This is a genomic window from Paenibacillus elgii NBRC 100335 (genome assembly GCF_004000865.1).
GTDB lineage: Bacteria > Bacillota > Bacilli > Paenibacillales > NBRC-103111 > Paenibacillus_G > Paenibacillus_G elgii.
Genome location: NZ_BIMB01000001.1, coordinates 222,091 through 243,102, shown reverse-complemented (window position 1 = coordinate 243,102; position 21,012 = coordinate 222,091). Strand labels below are relative to the sequence as shown.

The 21,012-nt window shown below is 45.5% G+C and carries 20 protein-coding genes and 1 tRNA gene; 18 read left to right on the top strand and 3 right to left on the bottom strand.

Annotated features, from left to right (window positions below):
- Positions 1 to 18: 18 nt before the first annotated feature.
- The 5 genes from polA to PEL01S_RS01195 all read left to right on the top strand — a co-directional run bounded on the left by polA (position 19) and on the right by PEL01S_RS01195 (position 5,600).
- The gene (gene polA / locus PEL01S_RS01215; RefSeq protein WP_127458956.1) at positions 19 to 2,706 is read left to right on the top strand and encodes a DNA polymerase I; all 2,688 of its coding nucleotides are present in this window, start codon (positions 19 to 21) and stop codon (positions 2,704 to 2,706) included.
- A 44-nt stretch (positions 2,707 to 2,750) separates the two neighbouring features.
- The gene (mutM, locus tag PEL01S_RS01210) at positions 2,751 to 3,614 is read left to right on the top strand and encodes a DNA-formamidopyrimidine glycosylase (RefSeq protein ID WP_127458955.1); all 864 of its coding nucleotides are present in this window, start codon (positions 2,751 to 2,753) and stop codon (positions 3,612 to 3,614) included.
- An 86-nt stretch (positions 3,615 to 3,700) separates the two neighbouring features.
- Positions 3,701 to 4,384, top strand: a complete 684-nt coding sequence (gene ytaF, locus PEL01S_RS01205; protein ID WP_063182163.1) for a sporulation membrane protein YtaF — start codon at positions 3,701 to 3,703, stop codon at positions 4,382 to 4,384.
- A gap of 41 nt (positions 4,385 to 4,425) precedes the next feature.
- The gene (gene coaE, locus PEL01S_RS01200; RefSeq protein ID WP_127458954.1) at positions 4,426 to 5,022 is read left to right on the top strand and encodes a dephospho-CoA kinase; all 597 of its coding nucleotides are present in this window, start codon (positions 4,426 to 4,428) and stop codon (positions 5,020 to 5,022) included.
- A complete protein-coding gene (locus PEL01S_RS01195; protein ID WP_127458953.1) occupies positions 5,019 to 5,600 on the top strand; it encodes a lytic transglycosylase domain-containing protein in 582 nt (193 codons plus the stop codon). Before coaE ends, PEL01S_RS01195 begins: the two co-directional genes overlap by 4 nt.
- Positions 5,601 to 5,686: 86 nt before the next feature.
- Here PEL01S_RS01195 and PEL01S_RS01190 read toward each other — a convergent pair whose 3' ends face one another.
- Positions 5,687 to 5,911 (bottom strand): alpha/beta-type small acid-soluble spore protein, encoded by a 225-nt coding sequence (locus PEL01S_RS01190; RefSeq protein WP_010496076.1) that lies wholly within the window; start codon positions 5,909 to 5,911, stop codon positions 5,687 to 5,689.
- Positions 5,912 to 6,010: 99 nt separating this feature from the next.
- On the opposite strand from PEL01S_RS01190, the gene nrdR reads away from it, so the two are divergent.
- The 7 genes from nrdR (at position 6,011) to PEL01S_RS01155 (ending at position 14,052) form a co-directional block, all read left to right on the top strand.
- Positions 6,011 to 6,493 (top strand): transcriptional regulator NrdR, encoded by a 483-nt coding sequence (gene nrdR, locus PEL01S_RS01185; protein WP_063182171.1) that lies wholly within the window; start codon positions 6,011 to 6,013, stop codon positions 6,491 to 6,493.
- 124 nt (positions 6,494 to 6,617) lie between these two features.
- Positions 6,618 to 6,690: transfer RNA gene (locus tag PEL01S_RS01180), tRNA-Ala, on the top strand.
- A gap of 738 nt (positions 6,691 to 7,428) precedes the next feature.
- Positions 7,429 to 9,192 carry an ATP-dependent nuclease gene (locus PEL01S_RS01175; RefSeq protein ID WP_163767897.1) on the top strand — a complete coding sequence of 588 codons (1,764 nt, stop codon included), beginning with the start codon at positions 7,429 to 7,431 and terminating at the stop codon, positions 9,190 to 9,192.
- The gene (locus PEL01S_RS01170; RefSeq protein ID WP_127458951.1) at positions 9,185 to 10,825 is read left to right on the top strand and encodes a UvrD-helicase domain-containing protein; all 1,641 of its coding nucleotides are present in this window, start codon (positions 9,185 to 9,187) and stop codon (positions 10,823 to 10,825) included. The genes PEL01S_RS01175 and PEL01S_RS01170 overlap by 8 nt, the downstream gene beginning before the upstream one ends.
- A 490-nt stretch (positions 10,826 to 11,315) precedes the next feature.
- Positions 11,316 to 11,891, top strand: a complete 576-nt coding sequence (locus tag PEL01S_RS01165) for a DUF6037 family protein (protein WP_127458950.1) — start codon at positions 11,316 to 11,318, stop codon at positions 11,889 to 11,891.
- Positions 11,892 to 12,004: 113 nt separating this feature from the next.
- Complete coding sequence (locus tag PEL01S_RS01160; protein WP_127458949.1) at positions 12,005 to 12,961, top strand: restriction endonuclease; 957 nt, start codon at positions 12,005 to 12,007, stop codon at positions 12,959 to 12,961.
- 467 nt (positions 12,962 to 13,428) lie between these two features.
- The gene (locus tag PEL01S_RS01155) at positions 13,429 to 14,052 is read left to right on the top strand and encodes a cupin domain-containing protein (RefSeq protein WP_239551300.1); all 624 of its coding nucleotides are present in this window, start codon (positions 13,429 to 13,431) and stop codon (positions 14,050 to 14,052) included.
- 88 nt (positions 14,053 to 14,140) lie between these two features.
- On the opposite strand, the gene PEL01S_RS01150 is transcribed toward PEL01S_RS01155, so the two are convergent.
- Positions 14,141 to 14,764, bottom strand: a complete 624-nt coding sequence (locus PEL01S_RS01150; protein WP_127458948.1) for a flavin reductase family protein — start codon at positions 14,762 to 14,764, stop codon at positions 14,141 to 14,143.
- A gap of 189 nt (positions 14,765 to 14,953) precedes the next feature.
- Here PEL01S_RS01150 and PEL01S_RS01145 point away from each other — a divergent pair, with 189 nt between their 5' ends.
- Positions 14,954 to 15,607 (top strand): TetR/AcrR family transcriptional regulator, encoded by a 654-nt coding sequence (locus PEL01S_RS01145; protein ID WP_127458947.1) that lies wholly within the window; start codon positions 14,954 to 14,956, stop codon positions 15,605 to 15,607.
- Entirely contained in the window at positions 15,607 to 16,311 is a 705-nt protein-coding gene (locus tag PEL01S_RS01140) for a formylglycine-generating enzyme family protein (RefSeq protein ID WP_503826316.1), read from the top strand. The genes PEL01S_RS01145 and PEL01S_RS01140 overlap by 1 nt, the downstream gene beginning before the upstream one ends.
- A 60-nt stretch (positions 16,312 to 16,371) precedes the next feature.
- Here PEL01S_RS01140 and PEL01S_RS01135 read toward each other — a convergent pair whose 3' ends face one another.
- The gene (locus PEL01S_RS01135; protein WP_127458946.1) at positions 16,372 to 17,271 is read right to left on the bottom strand and encodes a LysR family transcriptional regulator; all 900 of its coding nucleotides are present in this window, start codon (positions 17,269 to 17,271) and stop codon (positions 16,372 to 16,374) included.
- Positions 17,272 to 17,398: 127 nt separating this feature from the next.
- Between PEL01S_RS01135 and PEL01S_RS01130 the strand changes: the two genes are divergently transcribed.
- From PEL01S_RS01130 to PEL01S_RS01115, 4 genes are all read left to right on the top strand, one after another.
- Complete coding sequence (locus PEL01S_RS01130) at positions 17,399 to 18,553, top strand: MFS transporter (RefSeq protein ID WP_127458945.1); 1,155 nt, start codon at positions 17,399 to 17,401, stop codon at positions 18,551 to 18,553.
- 349 nt (positions 18,554 to 18,902) lie between these two features.
- Positions 18,903 to 19,550, top strand: a complete 648-nt coding sequence (locus PEL01S_RS01125; protein ID WP_050900665.1) for a PadR family transcriptional regulator — start codon at positions 18,903 to 18,905, stop codon at positions 19,548 to 19,550.
- Positions 19,551 to 19,555: 5 nt separating this feature from the next.
- Positions 19,556 to 19,927 carry a hypothetical protein gene (locus PEL01S_RS01120; RefSeq protein WP_127458944.1) on the top strand — a complete coding sequence of 124 codons (372 nt, stop codon included), beginning with the start codon at positions 19,556 to 19,558 and terminating at the stop codon, positions 19,925 to 19,927.
- 49 nt (positions 19,928 to 19,976) lie between these two features.
- Entirely contained in the window at positions 19,977 to 20,999 is a 1,023-nt protein-coding gene (locus tag PEL01S_RS01115) for an alpha/beta hydrolase (RefSeq protein ID WP_127458943.1), read from the top strand.
- Positions 21,000 to 21,012: the final 13 nt, after the last annotated feature.

Below are 21,012 nucleotides of genomic sequence, written 5' to 3'. Positions count from 1 at the left end.
CCTGAATGGGGTGTATCCATGTCCAAGCTTATTTTGATCGACGGGAACAGCATTGCTTACCGCGCTTTTTTTGCGCTGCCGCTGCTGAGCAATTCCAAGGGGCTGCACACGAACGCCGTCTACGGGTTCACCACCATGCTGCTCAAGCTGCTGGAGGAGCAGAAGCCGACGCACTTTCTGGTCGCATTCGATGCAGGGAAAGCGACTTTTCGACATAAAGATTACGCAGAGTACAAAGGAGGCCGCGAAAAAACGCCGCCGGAGCTGTCCGAGCAGTTTCCGCTGCTCCGGGATCTGCTCGGATCGTTCGGCATCCGCCAGTTTGAGCTGGACGGCTACGAGGCCGACGACATCATCGGCACGCTGACGCGCATTGCGGACGAGAAAGACGGCATCGAGGTCGTCGTCGTCACCGGGGATAAGGACATGCTGCAGCTTGCGAGCGGGCAGGTGACCATCGCGCTGACGCGCAAGGGAATCAGCGAGGTCGAGCTGTTCGATCCGGCCCACATCGAAGAAACGTACGGCTTGAAGCCGCATCAGATTATCGACCTGAAAGGGCTGATGGGCGATACGTCCGACAACATTCCGGGCATCCCGGGCGTTGGGGAGAAGACGGCGCTTAAGCTGCTGCACGAATACGGCTCGGTCGAGAACGTGCTGGAGCACGCCTCGCAGATTAAAGGCAAGCTGGGAGAGAAGGTCGCTGAGAACGCCGACAGCGCCCGGATGAGCAAGGAGCTTGCGACGATTTTCCGGGAGGTGCCGGTCGATTTTTCGTGGGACGAGCTGGCTTACCGCGGATATGAGGAATCGGAGCTTGCCGAGATGTTCCGCAAGCTGGAGTTTAAGTCGTTAATGGAGCGGCTGGGGCTGCCCGCTTCCGGAGCTGGAGCTGCCGGGGCAGCGGAGACGGAGGATGCCGGAACCGAGCCTCAGGCGGTGTTGGTCACGGACGACAAGCTGGCCGAGCTGACCGCGGCGCTGCCGCATGTCCGCGCGCTGCACGTGGAGGCCGCCGGCGACAACCCGCATAACGCCGAGGTGATCGGCTTGTCCTTCTACAGCGAAGAAGAGGGTGCGGAGCCCGTGTGCTACTATGTGCCGGTGGAACGGCTTGAGCAAGGTAACGCCGCCGCAGTACGAGAGTGGCTCGCTTCGGAAGACAAGCGGGAGGTTTCCGTCTACGATCTGCACCGCGCCGTCATCGTGCTGTCCTGGCGAGGGATCGAGCTGGGCGGCATCGGCTTCGATGCGCTGCTCGCCGGCTATTTGCTCGATCCGACGGAATCGTCGCTGACGCTGGACGGCCTGACGTCCCGCAACGGGCTGCGTCCGCTTCCGGCCGACGAGGAAGTATTCGGCAAGGGCGCGAAGTTCAAGGTGCCCGAGGAAGGCGTGCTGACCGCCTATTTGTGCCGCAAAGCCGCTGCGGTCCATCGGCTGACGCCGAAGCTGAAGGAAGCGCTCGAAACGAGCGAAATGCATCCGTTGTTTTACGAGCTGGAGCTTCCGCTGGCGCTCGTGCTGGCTTCGATGGAGCGCAAAGGGATCAAGGTCGATGCGGAGGAGCTCAAAGCCTACGGCGCGGAGCTTGGGAACCAGCTTGAAGGCATCATGCAATCGATCTACGATGCGGCCGGAATCGAATTTAACATCAATTCGCCGAAGCAGCTTGGGGAAATTTTGTTCGAGAAGCTCGGTCTGCCGGTGATCAAGAAAACGAAAACCGGCTATTCGACCGACGCCGAAGTGCTGGAGAAGCTGGAGCCGTACCATCCGATGGTCGGTCATATTCTTCATTACCGGACGCTGGCGAAGCTGCAGTCGACTTACGTGGAAGGCCTGCTTAAGGAAGTGCGTCCTTCTACCGGGAAGGTGCATACGTACTACAAGCAGACGATTGCGGCAACCGGACGGCTCAGCAGCCAGTATCCGAACCTGCAGAACATTCCGATCCGGCTGGAGGAAGGCCGCAAAATCCGCAAGGTGTTTTTCCCTTCCGAGCCCGGGTGGAAAATCCTGACCGCCGACTACTCGCAGATTGAGCTGCGCGTGCTGGCGCATATTTCACAGGACGAGAAGCTGATCGAAGCGTTCCGCGAAAACATGGACGTTCATACGAAAACGGCCATGGACGTGTTCGGCGTATCCGAAGCGGAAGTCGATTCGAATATGCGGCGCCAGGCCAAAGCGGTCAACTTCGGCATCGTATACGGCATCAGCGATTACGGGTTGTCGCAGAACTTGCACATTACCCGTAAGGACGCGGCGAAGTTTATCGAGCAATATTTTGCCGTGTTCCAAGGGGTTCGCCAATATATGGACGATATCGTCAAAAAAGCCCGTCAGGACGGCTACGTTACGACGCTGCTGCAGCGCCGCCGCTATCTGCCGGAAATTACCGCTTCGAACTTCAATCTGCGTTCGTTCGCCGAGCGTACCGCGATGAATACGCCGATTCAAGGAACGGCCGCGGATATTATCAAGCTGGCAATGGTCCAATTGGACAACCGGATGAAGGAAGAAGGCGTGCGCAGCCGCATGCTGCTGCAGGTACACGACGAACTGGTGTTCGAGGTGCCGGGGGAAGAGATTGACTTGATGAAACGAATGGTCGCCGAAGTGATGGAGTCGGCCCTGAAGCTCGACGTGCCGCTGAAGGTCGACGTCGATGCCGGGGACAACTGGTACGAGGCGAAGTAATCCGCCGGGCTCATCCGGGCGGAATGGAGGAGGGGGAAGACATCATGCCGGAATTGCCGGAAGTCGAAACGGTGCGCCGTACACTCAATCAACTGGTGATCGACAAGAAGATCGAGCGCGTGTCCGTCCTGCTGCCCCGCATTATTCAGCATCCGGACGACATACAGGCGTTTGCCGTGATGCTTGAGGGAGAAACGATTCGCTCGGTTGAGCGGCGGGGAAAATTTTTGCGGTTCATGCTCGACCGTTATACGCTCGTCTCGCATCTGCGGATGGAGGGACGCTATGGGGTATACCGCTCGGACGAACCGATGGAGAAGCATACGCATGTCGTGTTTCATTTTACGGACGGCACGGAGTTGAGGTACAAGGACGTGCGGCAGTTCGGAACGATGCACGTTTATCCGAAGGATCGGGATTTGCTGGAGGCGCCGCTCAAGAAGCTGGGCCTGGAGCCGCTGGACGAGGCGTTTACGCCGGAAGCTTTCCGCGTAAAGATCGGAAAGCGCAAGACGAAGATCAAGCCGTTGCTGCTTAATCAGGAATACATCGTCGGCATCGGGAATATTTATGTGGATGAAGCTTTATTCCTGGCCGGTATCCATCCGGAGCGGGAAGCCCACACGCTGAGCGCAGCGGAAACGGCCAAGCTTCACGAAGCGATTGTGGAGACGCTGAAAGATGCTGTGGCCGCAGGCGGGTCGTCCATTAAGTCTTACGTTAACGGTCAAGGCGAGATTGGGATGTTCCAGCATCAGCTGAAAATGTACGGACGCAAGGACGAGGCTTGCCTGACTTGCGGTACGGCGATCGTCAAGACGGTGCTCGCGGGGCGCGGCACCCATTTTTGTCCGGTCTGCCAGCCGCTGAAGAGTAAACGCGGGAAACGGGAAACGCTCAAAAGCTAACGGGTCCTTCGGAACAGCAAATACGCACCCTCCGCCCAGAACAGCCATATAGTATGGTGTGCAGTTACAGGTGAGGAGGGAACGTCATGTTGTCTGTCGTCTCGTTGCTTCTGCTTGCGTTTGCCGTCAGCCTGGACGGATTCGGGGTAGGCGTCACGTACGGTTTCCGCAAAATCCGAATTCCGCTCACTTCGATCGCGATCATCGCGGCTTGGTCGGGCATTATCATTTACGTTTCGATGCAGATCGGCGTCTGGATGAGCCGGTTTGTCGACCCGGCCGTGGCGAAAGATATCGGCGCCGTGATTCTGATGGGGATCGGTTTGTGGGCGCTGGCTCAGTTGGTCCAGCAAAGACGGCAGGAATCGCAGGCGGGGCAGGCGAACGAGCCGCAGCCGCCAATCCCCGCGCCGGAGCCGGCGACGGCCAAAGAAGTGTTTTATCTTGAATTGAAACGGTTCGGTCTGGTCATTCAAATTCTGCGCACGCCGTCCATGGCGGATGTAGACCGTTCCGGCAACATATCGGCTTACGAAGCGACGCTGCTGGGTCTGGCGCTCTCGCTGGACGCCTTCGGGGCAGGGATCGGCGCCGCATTGCTCGGCTTCACGCCGTGGCTGACGGCGGCGGTCATTGCGCTGGGTTGCGGCACGTTTCTGGGAATCGGTCTGCAAATCGGATTGCGCTATGCGGAGCTGAAATGGATTCGCAAGCTGTCCGCTTTGCCCGGATTTGTCTTGATCCTGATGGGCATCATGAAACTGTTCTGACCATACAACAACATCATCTTGGATATAATAGGGGAATGACCATGAACATCGGATTAACCGGGGGAATTGCGTGCGGCAAAAGCACGGTGGCCGAGATGCACGTCCGGCGCGGCGCGCTGCTGATCGATGCGGACCGGATTGCGAGAGAGGTCGTGGAGCCGGGAACCCCCGTTCTGGCTCAAGTGATCCGGCGGTTCGGAGACGATCTGCTGCTGCCGGACGGCTCTCTTCATCGCAAAAAGCTAGGAGAGCGGGTCTTCGGCAATCGCGAGGCGCTTCGCGATCTGGAAAATCTGCTGCACCCGCCCATTCGCGGATTAATACGCGAGAGAATGCAGACCTATGCGGCGGAGCAGCCGGACAAGCTGGTCGTCGTTGACGTACCGCTTCTGTATGAATCGGGGCAGCAAGCCATGTACGAGCAGGTGATGGTCGTCTATGTACCGCGCGAAGTGCAGCTTCAGCGACTGATGGCACGGGACGGAATCACGGCGGAGCAGGCGGAGAAACGACTGTTGTCCCAGATGCCGATCGAGGAGAAGAAAGGGCTCGCCGATTGGGTCATCGATAATTCGGGCACCCTAGAGGCAACGGAAAAGCAGGTTGAAGCTTTCTGGAACGAAAGGGGGCTATCATGAGCTTTTGGCGGAAAAAGCGGGTGTTCGCCTTGCTGCTGCTGACGTTTGTTATCTTTTTGTTCTTAAGCAGCACCTATGTGGGGCGCATGCTGTATCCGATCCGTTACGAACAGGAAATACGCCAAAACGCCGCAAAATACGATCTTGATCCTTTTCTTGTGGCCGCCGTCATTCGGGTGGAGTCCAACTATTTGACGGAAACGGAGTCCAAGAAGGGTGCATACGGAATGATGCAGCTGATGCCGGATACGGCGAATTGGATTATCGACAAGGCGCGTTTTAATGAAGAATTCAGAAACAGGCTTAACGACCCGGCGGTCAGCATCGAGCTGGGCTCATGGTATCTTAATTGGTTGTCTAAGCAGTTTAACGGAAATCGCATAGCGGTTCTTGCGGGATATAATGCAGGGCACGGCAAAGTCAGCCGCTGGCTCCAGGAGAACGAATGGGACGGAACGCTCCAGAATGCGGACCGTATTCCTTACGGGGAAACGAGACATTACATACAGCGTGTAATGTATTACTATAACAAATACGAGAAATTGTACGGGGAAGAGTGGGGGCAGCGCGCTGCTTAACCTTATATGTCAAAGAAGTATCGGACAAGCTTCCTTGGAAGGAAGCTTAAGCCCGATACTTCTTGCGTATTCTTCAAAACCTGTTATTATTTGAATTGACCGGCAAGAGACTGTTCGGCGATTTGCACCAGGCGACGAGTGATGTGACCACCGATCGCACCAGTATCACGAGTAGCCATGTGACCGAAGTAACCGTCCTGAGGGATGGCGATACCCAGTTCCTGCGCTACTTCGTATTTCAGTTGATCCAACGCTGCATTCGCTTGAGGCACTACCAATTGATTGCTGCTGCGGGATTGACCTGCACCCATGTCTGTTCACCTCCTTGTCGTTGGTAGTCCTATTATGTGCGATTGCCCGGACTTCATGACAGGGAGCTATTGGGAAATAGGGGGAGGAAGAAACGATCGATGAAATGTCCATATTGCGATTATTCCGGCACGAAGGTATTGGATTCGCGTGCCGCCAACGAGAATAAATCGATCCGGCGCCGCCGCGAATGCGAGAAGTGTCAGAAGCGGTTCACGACCTTTGAGATGGTCGAGGAGACGCCGCTTATTGTTATCAAGAAGGACGGAAGCCGGGAGGAATTTAACCGCGAAAAAATGCTGCGTGGCTTGATCCGAGCCTGTGAGAAACGTCCGGTATCCGTCGAACGGCTGGAGATGATCGTGTCCGAGGTGGAGAAGCAAATCCGTACGACAGCCCACGCCGAGGTAGACAGCCGCGAGATCGGGGAGATTGTCATGAGCGAGCTGTATCCCGTAGACGAGGTCGCTTATATCCGATTTGCCTCGGTGTACCGTCAATTTAAAGACATTGATATGTTTATGAAAGAATTGACCGAGCTGCTGTCCAAGCATCAGGGCGGCGGGGATACGACTAAGCTGTAGTGGCTTGCTATTTTCAGAAAAATGCAACTTTAATTCATTTGATTGACAAGCCCCTAAGGGCTGTGCTATTATCAATTTTGTCGCCGCTGAAATAAACAAGAGCGACAAAAGAAACGAATAGCGAGGGGCCTTAGCTCAGCTGGGAGAGCGCATCGCTGGCAGCGATGAGGTCAGGGGTTCGATCCCCCTAGGCTCCATAAAGTAAAAAGCCTTTAAACACAAGGATTTCCGAGTGTTTAAAGGCCTTTTTTCTATGGCGTAAGTTAAATCAGGATATCCATATCCCCTAGGCTCCGTCACTATATATGTGTGACGTTTTTTCTTTTATGGGCCATTGTAAGGGGCAGATCGTACATACGAAGCGTTACGGCATTGAAATTTACCGCTGAGCTTTGCGTCATTGAGTGCACTGGGGATTAAAATAGAGAATTTCGATAGCCTAGGGTTCAGACCGCACATAGGGAGAGGAGCGTAATACCGGGGCCTGCAAAGTACTCGGAAGCGTCTGGTGTGAGGACATAGTCAAGGGTACTTTTGTACAAGGAAGATTCCCCCTGGGCTTCATGAAAGGGGAAATATTACATCAATCTTGGTGGTGTTTGTGAACCGTCTTAGGGGGACATTGATTTACAGATTTGGGCTTTTTTAAATGTCTACAAAGTTGGATCTTGTTCAAAACTCCTACGAGTTTTTTATTATTTTGTAATCAGTGATATTTAGTTGGCATCATGTTTGTTCAATTGAGGCAGTTTGATAATATTTATATCTTTTAACGAGGATTTACAGGAAATTTGTCGAAAGATTATGAAATTAGTACTATCTTGTTTCGAAAGTAGTTGGTTGAAATTAAAAGAATCATCTAGGAGATAACAGTAAATATAATTTTTATGCAGGTCTAAGACTTGGAAAATTAATTACTAAGGAGGTAGATAAACGTGTTAATTGATTGGATAAAAATTAAAGGATTCCGAAATTTTGATGATGAGAAAATAGCTTTTTCTAATCAGACATTAATTATTGGTGCCAATGATGTTGGAAAAACTAATTTAATATATGCTTTGAGGATTTTATTTGATCGAGGTTTAAGTGATAAAGAGTTAGAGCTATACGATAGCGATTATAATGTTTTTACAAGGTCAAATTCGATTGAGATTACTGTGAAAATTACTCAGGTAACTGAAGATTGTTTAATTAGCACTTTTAAAGGAGACTTAAAGGATGGTACGGTTTTTATTCAATATAAGAACACAAAAGGTGGAGAATATGGGATTTATGCTGGACATTCTGAAGATATGTTAGAATTTAAACAATCACGATTTTATATAAGACGACTCAATATGGAATGTGTTAATACCAATCGAGATTTAAGATCTTTTATGAAGCGAGAAAAAAATCAAATTCTTGAAGATGCAAAATCTTTATTGAAAGAAGACCAAAGAAAAGCAGATGAAAAATCTATTGATGAAATTAAAGAAGATCTAAGGGTATTAAATGCAAAAGTGGATGAACTAAATTATATAAAAAAATCATTGGCAAGTGTAGATACTGAACTAGGAGAATTAGCAATACACAATGAGAGTCAGAAGTTGAGCTTTAAAAATGCTAATTCAGATGTTAATCGTATGCTGGATAATCTCGAATTAACTTATACAACAGATGGAGAAACACTTACATTAGGTGGGGATGGAAGAAATAATCAGATATTTTTAGCTACTTGGGTTGCTAAACAAAAAAATAAAAAAACTCTTGAAAAAGTGACATTTTTTGCTGTAGAAGAACCCGAAGCGCATTTACATCCTCATCAACAAAGGAAACTATCAAGCTATTTACTCGAGAAATTTGATGAACAAGTGTTTATTACTACTCATTCGCCTCACATAGCAGCTGAATTTCGACCCGATAAAATTGTAAAACTACATCTTGAAAAGAAACTTACGAAGGTAGCAATGGGGGGGTGCAGTGAGAACTTAAGTTTAGAATTTAATGATTTTGGTTATAGATTAGATGCAATTACCGCAGATGTATTTTTTGTAAATGCTGTTTTTCTTGTAGAAGGGCCTTCAGAAAAGCTTTTTTATACAGCTGTGTCTAAAGTAATGAATATTGATCTTGATCGCCTCAATGTCTCTATCATTTCAGTTAATGGAGTAGGTTTTAAACCTTATATAAAAATATGTCTAGCTTTAGGTATTCCTTTTGTTTTAAGAACTGATAATGATATTTTTAATAAAACCAAAGATGCTCCTAAAGTAGAACTATCATATCAAGCTGGTGTTTCACGAATAATGGGTATTTATGAAGAACTATTAAATGTAGAAGAGAATGAAGGTCTTATAGACTATTGGAAGAAAAATAAAGAACATAATGAATGGGCTAAAAGTTCAAAAGCTCCTAAAGAAGCTAGTGAAATATTAAGATACATAATTCAAAAAGTTGATAAAGATAATATATTTTTGTCTGAGAAAGATTTAGAGAATGATTTAGTTAAAAGTAAACTATTCAAAGAATTGAAAAATTTCTATGGTACAAGAACTACACAGAATACAGTTAAGAAAATGCAGCAAGCAAAAGCAGAGAACATGCTTAACTTCTTGAATTATAAGTTTGATAAGCTAGATTGCTTGAAGGATGACAAAATTGTAGAGCCCTTAAAGCGGATTAAAGAATTGGCTGAAAAGGTTGTGAAAGAAAATGGGTAAACCCATACAACCTAGTGAAGAACAAAAAGAGATTATAAGAAAACAGGGGAACTTAGTCGTAACTGCTAAACCTGGAAGCGGGAAAACATTTACTATTGTTGAGAAGATTGGCTCACTAACTGAAACATCATTGGATTATCAAGGAATTATAGCGATTTCCTTTACTAGAAAATCAAGTAAAGAATTAGAAATTCGGTGTAGAAAAAAAGGTATCGAAAAAAGTCAACATTTCTTTGGAACAATAGACAAGTTCTACATTTCTGAAATCATAACACCATTTGCAAAGCTCCTTTTAGGTAAGCTTGTATCTCTAGAAGTAAAGGATTCTTTAGATGATTACCCGGAATACGAAAAGTTAAAGGACTTAAAGAAGGGGTTAAATGATCTAGAATTGGAAGTTCTACTTCAAAAATCTTTACTAGATGGTCATATTTTTTTAGAAATATGCGGCGAAACAGCATTCTATATTTTAAATACTGTCCCAGAATGTCTATTATATTTATCAGCAAAGTATACTCATATCTTCATTGATGAATACCAAGATTGTGGTGAAATACAGCATAACATTTTTTTGAAGTTAGTTGATAAGGGTATTATTGGAATAGCTGTAGGAGACCTAAATCAAGCAATTTATGCATTCAGTAATAGGTATTCAAAATATTTGTTTTCGTTAATGTCAAACGATAATTTTACTCATTTAGAAATAACCAAAAATCATAGGTGCCATAAAAGTATTTCTGACTACTCACTAGCACTTATGGGTGTCTCAAATATCGAGCTAATAGATAATCCTAGAGTATTTAAAGTAAATGTTACTGGAACTGATGAGGCCGTTATTAATTCAATCGAAAATAATTTGCCGCATTTAAAATCAAAGTATGGCTTAAAAAATAACAATGACTTTGCGATTTTGTGTAGAGGGAATGAATCTGCAAAGAGAGCATCACAATTCTTAAAAACCAGTAATAAATTGTTCATTGATACTGAACTGGATAAAAGTAATTCCTATTGGGGGGTTTTATTTAACGATTTATTATCTGCTTATTTCGCGTATAAAGTTGGGCAAACAACTAGATTGGACTTTGTAGAAACTTATTTTAATGAGGAATATGATAAAAAGAGGTTTGAAAGTGCATTAAGCATCTTAGAGGGAATTTTTTCCTGTAGCGAAGGTGAGTTAGTGAATCAATTACACTTGTTTTTTGAAATTGCTAAGCTTGCCTATCCTGAGTATGAAGATAGTGATGTATGTAATGAACTGAAGCTTATTTTAAGGAACAATGATAAACTAAAAAGTTTCAAGCCTGCAACTGAAAATGAAATAAGCATTATGACATTGCATAAATCGAAAGGATTAGAGTTTAGTTGCGTGTTCCTATTAGATTTGTATAGGTTTATCTTACCACCTGAAGGAGATAGGGTAACTGAAGAAGATTATACCCAGGCATTAAATCTTCATTATGTTGGTATCACTAGGGCAATCGAAGCATGTTTTATTATGCAGGGGTCTAAAAGATATAGAAGTAGACAAAAAGACTTTTGGTCAGCTGAAGAATCTCCATTCTTATATACAAATAATCTACCCAATTTGCGTAAAGATCTCAATTGGGCTATGTCAACCAGTGTTACATAACTATTATTTTTGTTTTTATTTTAAATTGTGATAAGTAGTAGCCTTATTAAAATGGGTTACTTATATAGATTGAGGAAAGTTTCAATATGAATTTAATCATTCGTTGCAATAATTATAATTGTTTTAAATAGATCTTTGATACGCAACATTATGGTTCGAGTGGTGCATTCGTACTTAGCCGGATCAAACTCCTAAAAGCCTTGTCGATCAAGGCTTTCCTTCCAACTTTATTAACGCAAAGAACTCTGTCTTCTAAGTAACTGAGATGAAGCCAGGGTTTGATCCTCCTTGCTTCACCAATATGTCGATAATCCCTTGTCTATCCAATTGTTTTTCTCCGCTAGCTTTACTTTTGGAGACGAGCAAAGTTCTTTTTCTATGCAAGTAGAGGATTGGAAGGGATTGATAGAAAAAATATAGATCGTGTCGTTATGTAGTGAAAATGAAGGTGAATAAGCTATAATTCTCAGTCTAATAAGGTGGATAGAATATGAAACTAGACGGAATCATTTCTTTATACAATGATATGCGGCAACTAAGCCTTAAGAGGTATAGATTTGGTTTTAGATACAATAACGTTGCCTTCGATGTATTTTTCTTTATTGATGAAAGTCCTTACAAATTAATGTTTGGTGTGAAAGCTGAAAACTTCTATTTTGAAGTGGATGTTAAAAAAGGATTTGTTATTGATTCAACCCTGTCGCACGAAAAGTATTCTGAATTATGCCGAATTCTTGGTTTGCAATATGATCCGATAAATAAATTTAAGCCCATTTATTTCTTCTCCGAGTTTAATAAGAACATTCCACAAAAAGCTGATAGGAAGAATACTCCCAAACCCCATGAAATAGCGGGTTATCGAAAAGATGTGGAAGAAGCTGATAAAATATATTTTATGGGGTGGCTAGATAACACAACCAACGATAAGAAGGTCACTCCCAAAAATCTTGAAAAGACAAGGTTATTATTGGGGAAGGATGCTTATAAACGTTGTAACGCCAAAAATGTGAGCAGCAGATGGACTGATGATATCAAAAAAGCTCAAGAAGTTACCCTGGATTTCTGACTAACGCTTGATACTTAACGACTCTATGATTAAGGTACGATTTTTTGCAGTAGAATTAACATGGTTTAGTAGAGATAAAATTATTGAATTAGTTCCGAATAGGAGTAATGCTTATGCACGCAAATCCTGATATTAAAAGGCTTATTATAGATATAATCGCATGTTTAGTCTACAAAAAAACCCAAATGTATGAACTAATACTTAGACCAGCTGGAATTAGCGAGAAGTTCTTTGCGAGTCTACTGAAAAAACGAAATGTTGATGGAAAACCACTCACTAAACGAGATATGGGGGCAATAATTGTTCAAGAGCTGGAAAAGAAATCTGAATACAAAAACAATATCAACTCGATTATAAAAATCGCGGCTAACTGGAATCAATTTCACTTAACGGATAATGAAATGCTTGCAAGAGCTACTGTTCAGAAAGCTAGAGAAGTTCTAAATGTAATTGAGATAATGGAAGAAAAAGAGAAGCAACTTCTAAGAGAAGAAAAGGAAAAGGAACGTAAGAGATTGGAAGAAGAAAGACGAGTAGCAATTGTGAAAATGGAACATGAAATCCAGAATCAATCAAAACTTCTATTAATGATGTATGACGAACTTGTTATGATGAAAGATAATCCTCAAAAGCGAGGTTTAATGTTAGAACAATTAATGAATATGCTCTTTAATGTATATGATATTGCGCTCATGCAAAGTTTTCGACGTAATGAAGGTGGTGAGCAAATCGATGGAGCATTCAAACTGGATGGATGGCATTATCTCGTAGAAATGAAATGGACAAGTCAACTAACAGATATGAAACAATTAGATTCATTATACGGGAAAGTTGCTCGCTCAGGCAAACAAACCATGGGGCTGCTTCTTTCAATCGGTGGATGGTCTCCGCATGTAGTCCCTTTAATGAAACAACAACCGGACAAATCAATTTTTCTTATGGATGGTTTAGATTTAAGAAGGGTATTAACTCAGGATATCCCTCTAATTGACTTACTACAAAAGAAAATTGCTAAATTTAACATTGAATCAGAGCCATTTGTAAGCGTAAGTATGCTGCTAAATGAATAAATGGGTTATACTTGCCTAAAACACAGTTAAGGACCCAACAATCAATTAATTCTGGCAGTAAAGAATAATTCACTGGTCACATTTTTGGTCACACTTTTTCTTTCCGAGCGCCGCGGCGCGCTCGAACGTAGAGACATAAAATTTTAAAAAGCCTTGTCCCACAAGGCTTTTCTCCCTTCTTTCCTTAACGTACAAAACCCCTAGGCTCCATACTCGAAAACCCTTGAGGAATCAAGGGTTTTTGTCATTTTTTCATAATTAAAAAGTGGTGCCAAAAACAGAATTGGTGTCTTTTTTTGGTGCCTTAGTTTGTAAAGATGATTCTAATTGTAATGATTATTGTTTACAAATATCGAGCAAAGAATGTTTGTTTTGCTCAGGCGAGCAACAAAGCATGGAAAGCAAAATAAATCGAAGTACGTTTTATAAATATAGGCATATGATGTCATTATAAAAATATGGAGGGAATGACAGAGGTGCATCATATTCCTAAATCGTATTTTAATCCAATGTATTCATATCCTTACTACGCTGGTATGAATACTCCCGTTTATTACCCAAGCTATGGGTCCAGAAATCAACAAAATCATTATCCTTTAAATCAAAATGCAGTTTTACACTCCTATCCTGTTGCAGTTGATAATGCTGGACGATTTGAGTCTTTAGATGAGCGAGTAGTAAAGGATCATGGAGCCAAACCATATGTAGTCAATATTGATAAGGTTACAAAACAAAATAATACTTACCGAACCGCAATATGGACAGGGAAACACTTTCAAGTGACCGTAATGAGTATCAATGTTCGAGATGACATCGGCTTAGAAGTTCATCCGCATATTGATCAATTCATACGAATTGAAGAAGGCCAAGGACTTGTTCAAATGGGTGATACCAAGGATAGATTGACTTTTCAAGAAAAAGCCTATGATGGCTACGCAATTATGATACCTGCCGGAAAGTGGCATAATGTGATCAATACCGGGAATAAACCACTCAAAATTTACGTCATTTATGCGCCGCCTAATCATCCATTCGGGACAGTTCAACAAACAAAAGCAATGGCAATGACTCCTCATCCCAGGCCTTATTAGAAAGTGTTTTCCGCTTCGATATCCATCCATCTGCATGGTGAATGACGTACAGAGCTGCATGGGAGCCTCAGGGCTCCTTTTTCCGTATTTATTTTGCAGAACCCGGCCCGAAGACCGGCGCTAGTTTTGATGCAGACAGTTGCTCGCTAAGGCCGAAATATTCGCAGAAATTCATAATCATCGGATTCCATTTCGAAGGGTCGATATAGTTTGAGTTTGCATCCATTAGAAGATCTTCTTCGATATGCACTTTTTCGATGCGTACTTCGATTGCGACAAGGGAACTTGGTTCTTCGAACGGATGCAGCTTCACCAGCTTGGCTTCCAGATGGACGGGGCATTCTTTGACGCGCGGCGCTTGAACAAGCTGTGCCGGAAGCGGGGTCAGCCCTGCAACACCGAATTTATCCGCTTCATGCTGATAGCCCCTCAGGGCTTTGGACTCGGGCACCGGATTTCGACCTGTTAATAAGGTCAGCCGATCAATCGCTGGAATCAAGTCGATGGACGGGAGATTCAGTACACACTCGCGTTCACGGATCAAATTCTGAACGGTCTGAGCCTTGCTGCTTAAACCGAGCATACACGATTGATTGAGCCACCAGGCAGAGGACATAGGAGCCAAATTGGGCGTGCCGTCTTCGTTGATCGTACTTATAAGCACGACAGAGGTGCCAAAATAAAGAATTTTGGGTTCGATTACCGTATGCATTAGCTTATCCACATCTCCTTAGTGGTCGATTTTTCATGAATAGATCACAAGTTTTTTACCGGAGATATGAATATGGAGTAAAACAGCAAGATGTCAAAAGCTTTGGAATTGTGATTGACAATATGATCCATCCTTAGGTACACTTTATTTATTCTGTCTGGTCAGTATAAAAAGGGATAAGGTGAATTCATGCCCAAACTAGGAATGGAACCAAAGCGCCGAGCCGATGTCATAAACGCCACATTAACCTGCATTAGCCTTCACGGGATGGATGGCATGACGCTGGATAAGGTCGCCGAATATGCCGGCTGCTCCAAGGGAGTTGTCGCTTATTATTATAAAAATAAGGATCATTTGACGATCGAAGCCTTCAAGTCGTTTTTGGCCTACTACAGTCTAAAGATACAATCCGAGATTGAACGCACGATGACAGCCGGTGAAATGATTGACGTCACGTTGAAGCATATTTTGCCTCCATACGGTGAAGATGCGGAAAAGAAGATTAACGTTTCGCAGCTGGATGGCATTGAAAAGATGTTCATCCCGTACGAAGATCAAGCAAGGCTCTTTCTGCAGTTTTTCTCAAAGGCTGTGCTGGATCGCAATTTGCAGGAAGTCGTATCCAAGAGCTATATGGCTGATCTTCAGGGCATAGCTAAGATTTTTGATTACGGCAACAAGATGGGGCAAATGTCTGTAGAAGATTCCCAAAACGCCGCCTATGGGCTGTTAGCGATGGTCGTAGGGCTAAGCTTTTTTAGAGTAGCGAACATTCCGCCAGCCCATGGCGAAGATAATCGGTACATTTGCGAAGATTACGTGAAAAAGTTTACCGGCAGATAATGAACAGGAACGGAGGAAGACAGGTGTCAAACGAACGGCATAGTAATACGGAGTATCCCATGATGACAATTCCCGCAGGTGAAGTTGAATTAAGGGATGATCGAATAAAAACGGCATGGACGGCTCAGGTGAATTCTTTCTTGCTTGCACCGGTTCCTGTTACGAAGGCGTTATATTCCTCGATCGTGCATAAGACAGTCGGACCTCATGAAGAGCCTCAGGCTCCGGTTGCGGATGTCTCGTGGAACGATGCGATCTTATTTTGTAATTTGCTTTCCCGGTACTCGGGTCTACAGGAATGTTACTTGATAAGCGATGACGGTGAAAATGTCGTCTGGAATCGGGAAGCGAATGGTTACCGTCTGCCTACGGAAGCGGAATGGCAGTATGCGTGTAAAGCAGGGACGGGCGGTTACCGGTACGGCAAGCTTGATGAAATAGCCTGGTATGATGAAAACTCTGGGGGCATGGTACATCGGGTAGGTCAAAAGCGGCCGAATGCGTGGGGGCTCTATGATATGTTAGGAAACGTTTGGGAATGGTGCTGGGATATATACGACGAGAAAGTATACGGTTCCTATCGAATTTTCCGCGGCGGCAGCTGGGCCGAAGAGGCGAGAGGCTGCGGGGCAACGTGCCGCCGCCGCAGTCATCCTACATTTCGAATCGATGATCTCGGCTTTCGTCTTGCCAGGTCCCTGTAAGGCGGCGAAAAAGCAAGAGCAGTATAACGTTCTTATGTCTTACAAGAGCGTTGTCCTGCTTTATTTTTTTGTCGCTAATCCTTTCTTAAAGAAGTCGATCAGCCAATTCGTTAATTGCTGTTGAGAGCTGCTAATAAATCGATCGGCACAGTACATTAGCTCCAGGTGACGTACAGGTGTTGGTCCTGTAATAGGTATAGCTACGAGATCCGGTCGTTCCGGATTTTGTCTAAGCAATCCTTTAGGCTGTATCGCAGCGCCTACGCCAGCAGACACTAATTGCAGCAGCGAAGTGGCTGAATCGGTCTCCATAACGGTAGTTAATTCAAATCCTTCATTTCTACAAACCTCATCAACCAAATCGCGACCCAAATAGCCTTTGGGATACATCACTAATGAATGATGCTGCAGTTCTTGCAGCGTGATCTCCTTCCTGTTGGAAAGCTCGCTTGCCGAATGCACGATCAAATGATAGGGCTCACAACCAAGCGGAATTTGAATTAATCTTTTATCCGCCGGACCTTGTAACCCAATCCCGATATCGACTTTATGGTTCAGCACTTCTTCTTGTATGTATATAGTGGAGAAAGCCTGCAGCTGAATGCCGGGATACTTCGACTTAAATTGGACGAACAGCGGAACGAGCTGAAAATCCAAATCGGAGGGCAATACGGCTAGCCGAACCGTGCCTCGCTCTCCGGACAAAAGTTCTTTAATGGCGTTTTTGGCATCCAGCTCTGCTTGCAGCATTTTCGTTCCATATTGCCGCAGGAGCTTGCCGGCTTCGGTCGCGACCACCTTTTTACCGATGCGGTCAAAAAGCGGTGTGCCAAACTCTGCTTCAAGTATGCGAATTTGCTGACTTAATGTTGGCTGTGAGATTCCAAGCTCTTCGGCAGCTTTCGTAAAATGAAGATGCTCGAATACGGCCATAAAGTACTGTATATTTCGAGTGTCCATGCAACGACTCCTGATTATTAATAGTATTTTACTATCATAATAATATAAATTATAGGATTTATCAATGAAATTTAAATCCATATACTTAATGTGTGTTACACAGATAAGAATGAAGGAGGCTATACAGATGAAAAAGCTTTATTTACTGTTAGCTATTTTTGTTGCAGCTTTAAACCTAAGACCGATTATTACATCTGTCGCCCCTTTGCTTGGTACCCTGCAAGGTGAACTCGGAATGAGCGGGCTAACGGCAAGTTTGCTCACGACATTTCCTGTATTATGCATGGGGATTTTTGCTCCTGCGGCAACAGCATTACGTGATCGATTGGGGCTGGAACGCACCATTTTTCTTGCATTGTTCCTAATTACGGGGGCAACCGCTTTGCGGGGGATCGTCAGCTCAGTCTTTATATTAGTTGTTAGTGCCTTGATCGGCGGGATCGGGATCAGCTTGGCGGGGCCTCTGCTGTCCGGATTTATTAAAAAGTATTTCCCTGCGAAGCCAAGTATTATAAGTATATATTCCGCATCCATGACCGTAGGGGCGGCAATTGCTTCCGCATATTCTATTCCTATTTACAATCGAAGCCATCACAGCTTAACGTTGACCTTGTCATGCTGGGTCATTTTAGGCGTTATTGCCTTACTCGTTTGGTCGGTTTTTCTTCGAAACCGAGCCGAACAAAAAAGTTTGGTACGTTCCAAGCTGCCCATTCGCAATAAAAGAGCTATGCTGTTAACGTTATTTTTTGGACTCATGGCAAGTATGTTTTATTCGGTTACGGCATGGATTTCACCAATTGCACATAGCTTTGGGTACAGCCCGGCAAGCTCGGCCATGCTCCTTACCATCTTTACCCTTATTCAAATTCCCGTATCATTAACGGTTCCCGGTCTTGTCGCCCGATTCGGCAAACGAAGATTTTTCCTAATTCTCTGCAGTGTGTCCGAGCTTATAGGAATTGTTATGTTATTGCTCCAGCTCCCCATGCTGCCGGCTGTCATATGTCTAGGAATTGGCGCAGGAGGATTGTTTCCATTGGCACTTATGCTGCCGATTGTTGAGACGGATACATCGGAGGAAGCTGGGGCATGGTCGGCGATGTCTCAGTGTGGAGGTTATATTATAGGTGCGATGGGGCCATTGTTAATTGGAGCAATTTATGATTATAGTGGAAGCTTTATTGCTGCGCTTCTCTCCATGCTTGTTATTACTGCGGCAATGATCGGAGTACAGCTGCTCATTACCGGCCGTAAGACTGAAGGTCAAGCAAGCTACTAACTTGATTGATTAGATAGCATGCTTCAAACTTTTAGCTTGGAATGAAACGATTCACTGGAGGCATTATCAACGGGCGTAGCCTTATGGGACAAGCTCATGGTAATGCCTTTGCTCTTCCCTGTTTCATGGTGCGCTCAGACGTGTACACACGGTCTGGGATTCGATGTCCGGCAGAAGTTTTTGCTTCGGTGCATGAGCATGGGCTTCTCGATCCCGGCTTAGAAACTCCAGCGCACGTATGATCTTCCCGGAGATGGAACAAATTATGATAACGGTTGTTCGGTTTGACAATGGATGCTGAAGAGTGCAATAATATCTCTGGGAGAGATATTATTGTTGCAAAAGGCTGGTGAAAGCATTGCATATCAAGGGCGATGACAGCAAGGAAATGAATTCGAATCCGGTACGGCCTGCCGGGGATAATTTGGAACTTACCCCGACGGCCTGGACTATTCTAGGCTTTCTTTCTTTGCAGCCTCGAAGCGGCTATGAAATTCGCGAGGCGGCGAAACGATCGGTCGGATTTTTTTGGGGAATTAGTGACGGACAGTTGTATCCTCAATTGAAGGTGCTTGAGGCGCTGCAACTCATTGAAGCACCGAACGGCATCGAAGGGCCGAGGTCGCGTCAGCGGTGGCAGCTTACGGACACGGGCCGGGAAGCTTTGCGCAACTGGCTTTCTGCCCCGTCTGCACCGATACAAATTAGGGACGAGAATCTTGTCAAATTTTTATTTGCCAGTCAGGAGGGACCGGAGCTGCTAATCCATCTGATAAGGGAGCGACGGGCCAGCTTCGAATGGTTCTTGGGTGCAATTCAAGGAGTCCAGCCAGGCAGTTCGTGGGATCGTCCGGGGGACGATTCGTCTCTTCAAGGTCCGTCGATGCTAAAGCGCTATGGATTAGAGTTCGCAGAAATGGTATTGCAATGGTGCGATCAAGCCGAAGCGGCGCTGCACTCCTCGGCCCTCCAACAAAAGCAAATGAAAAAGGAGTAGCCCCTATGCCAAGTAATCAAGAAGCCCGTGCAAAAAAACCGCCTACGGTGACGTTTGTTCAAATTCTGATTTACCTTGCAGCCATGTTAAATGTTTTTAATGGCGTCTACTCGTTTGGCAGTGCAGAAATGGTCAAGAAAATCATTTGCATTGTTATGGTTGTGTTTGGTTTTGCGGCATTGTATATAGCTTCTCGTCTAAATACTCCCGATACGTCCCGGCGCAGCGCGGCCATCGTTCTTTCCGGCATTCTTATCCTGCTGCGGATAGTCGAGTTCGCGGTTTGGCACAACATCGGATTTTTACTAGGCATTATCCTCCCGATCATCGTTATATGGAGATTAAACAACTCGGAAGCGAAAGCCTGGTTTCGTTAAGAGATGATTTCGACCGCATTCATCGCGGATAAGGCAGGAGAAGGATGATATGAAAAGCATCAAGAGACCGTTGCTGATTGTTCTTGGTATTCTGATGATTGTCTTCACGGGTATTGTAACTTATGCCGCGACCCCGCTTTCATCCTGTCGATTTTCCGACAACGTGGTTTCTGACGTATCATCGGAAGGGGTTGGCCCACCCGATGCGGGCACCGGGAGTCGGCTGGCAACCGATCATGTTCAGTATGTGGAGTCGAACGATCATATTCGATTGGCATACCGAAGTTACGTTCCTGCCAATCCGAAAGCAGTTGTCATATTTTATCACGGCTCAGGCGCTAACAGCGGGGCAGGCTACCAGCCGATAGGGGAACAATTAAGTCAAAATTATGGAATCGCAACGTACCTGCCAGATATTAGAGGCCATGGATTGTCTGCCGGAGATCGAGGAGATGCGCCAAGTGTAAAACAAGTGTACGATGATATAACAAGCATGATAAGTGCCGCGCATCGTCAGTTCCCTTCCGTGCCTGTATTTTTAGGCGGTCATTCTGCCGGAGCCGGACTCGTAGTCAATTATATTAATTCCCCATACCACGAATTCGTAAATGGCTATTTGTTCGTTGCACCGGATTTTGGTCCGAAATCGTACACAATGAATGAAGGCAAAGGCAATTTCGCTACGGTGTGCGTCAAAGCTTTCGTCGCCCACGAGCTTACTGGTGGATTGCTGAAAGGACATGCGGCAGGAGTCCGGTATAATTATTCGGAAGAACAGATGAAGTCGGGTATAGGGCTTGTCCAGTACAACAGTGTCAATATGGCGCTTTCGCTCAATCCTACGCGGCCGTCGCAGGAAGTTGCCGGCATTGACAGGCCATTCGGTCTGTGGGTAGGGGCCGAGGATGAAATTATGAACCCTCAGAAAGTTGTGGCATTCGCCAATCTGGCGACGCAGGTGAGCCATGAATCATTCACCGAGATTGTGCCCGGCGAGAAACATTTAACGATCCTGAATAACGCGGCGAAATTAATTGGACCATGGATATTGCAAGCTGCAAGTCGTCAATAACGCCGGCAGCGAT

Excerpts from the sequence above, each read along its gene's own strand:
- polA (WP_127458956.1), top strand. The coding sequence starts at position 19 with ATGTCCAAGCTTATTTTGATCGACGGGAACAGCATTGCTTACCGCGCT.
- mutM (WP_127458955.1), top strand. The coding sequence starts at position 2,751 with ATGCCGGAATTGCCGGAAGTCGAAACGGTGCGCCGTACACTCAATCAA.
- ytaF (WP_063182163.1), top strand. The coding sequence starts at position 3,701 with ATGTTGTCTGTCGTCTCGTTGCTTCTGCTTGCGTTTGCCGTCAGCCTG.
- coaE (WP_127458954.1), top strand. The coding sequence starts at position 4,426 with ATGAACATCGGATTAACCGGGGGAATTGCGTGCGGCAAAAGCACGGTG.
- PEL01S_RS01195 (WP_127458953.1), top strand. The coding sequence starts at position 5,019 with ATGAGCTTTTGGCGGAAAAAGCGGGTGTTCGCCTTGCTGCTGCTGACG.
- PEL01S_RS01190 (WP_010496076.1), bottom strand. The coding sequence starts at position 5,911 with ATGGGTGCAGGTCAATCCCGCAGCAGCAATCAATTGGTAGTGCCTCAA.
- nrdR (WP_063182171.1), top strand. The coding sequence starts at position 6,011 with ATGAAATGTCCATATTGCGATTATTCCGGCACGAAGGTATTGGATTCG.
- PEL01S_RS01170 (WP_127458951.1), top strand. The coding sequence starts at position 9,185 with ATGGGTAAACCCATACAACCTAGTGAAGAACAAAAAGAGATTATAAGA.
- PEL01S_RS01165 (WP_127458950.1), top strand. The coding sequence starts at position 11,316 with ATGAAACTAGACGGAATCATTTCTTTATACAATGATATGCGGCAACTA.
- PEL01S_RS01160 (WP_127458949.1), top strand. The coding sequence starts at position 12,005 with ATGCACGCAAATCCTGATATTAAAAGGCTTATTATAGATATAATCGCA.
- PEL01S_RS01155 (WP_239551300.1), top strand. The coding sequence starts at position 13,429 with ATGACAGAGGTGCATCATATTCCTAAATCGTATTTTAATCCAATGTAT.
- PEL01S_RS01150 (WP_127458948.1), bottom strand. The coding sequence starts at position 14,764 with ATGCATACGGTAATCGAACCCAAAATTCTTTATTTTGGCACCTCTGTC.
- PEL01S_RS01145 (WP_127458947.1), top strand. The coding sequence starts at position 14,954 with ATGCCCAAACTAGGAATGGAACCAAAGCGCCGAGCCGATGTCATAAAC.
- PEL01S_RS01140 (WP_503826316.1), top strand. The coding sequence starts at position 15,607 with ATGAACAGGAACGGAGGAAGACAGGTGTCAAACGAACGGCATAGTAAT.
- PEL01S_RS01135 (WP_127458946.1), bottom strand. The coding sequence starts at position 17,271 with ATGGACACTCGAAATATACAGTACTTTATGGCCGTATTCGAGCATCTT.
- PEL01S_RS01130 (WP_127458945.1), top strand. The coding sequence starts at position 17,399 with ATGAAAAAGCTTTATTTACTGTTAGCTATTTTTGTTGCAGCTTTAAAC.
- PEL01S_RS01120 (WP_127458944.1), top strand. The coding sequence starts at position 19,556 with ATGCCAAGTAATCAAGAAGCCCGTGCAAAAAAACCGCCTACGGTGACG.
- PEL01S_RS01115 (WP_127458943.1), top strand. The coding sequence starts at position 19,977 with ATGAAAAGCATCAAGAGACCGTTGCTGATTGTTCTTGGTATTCTGATG.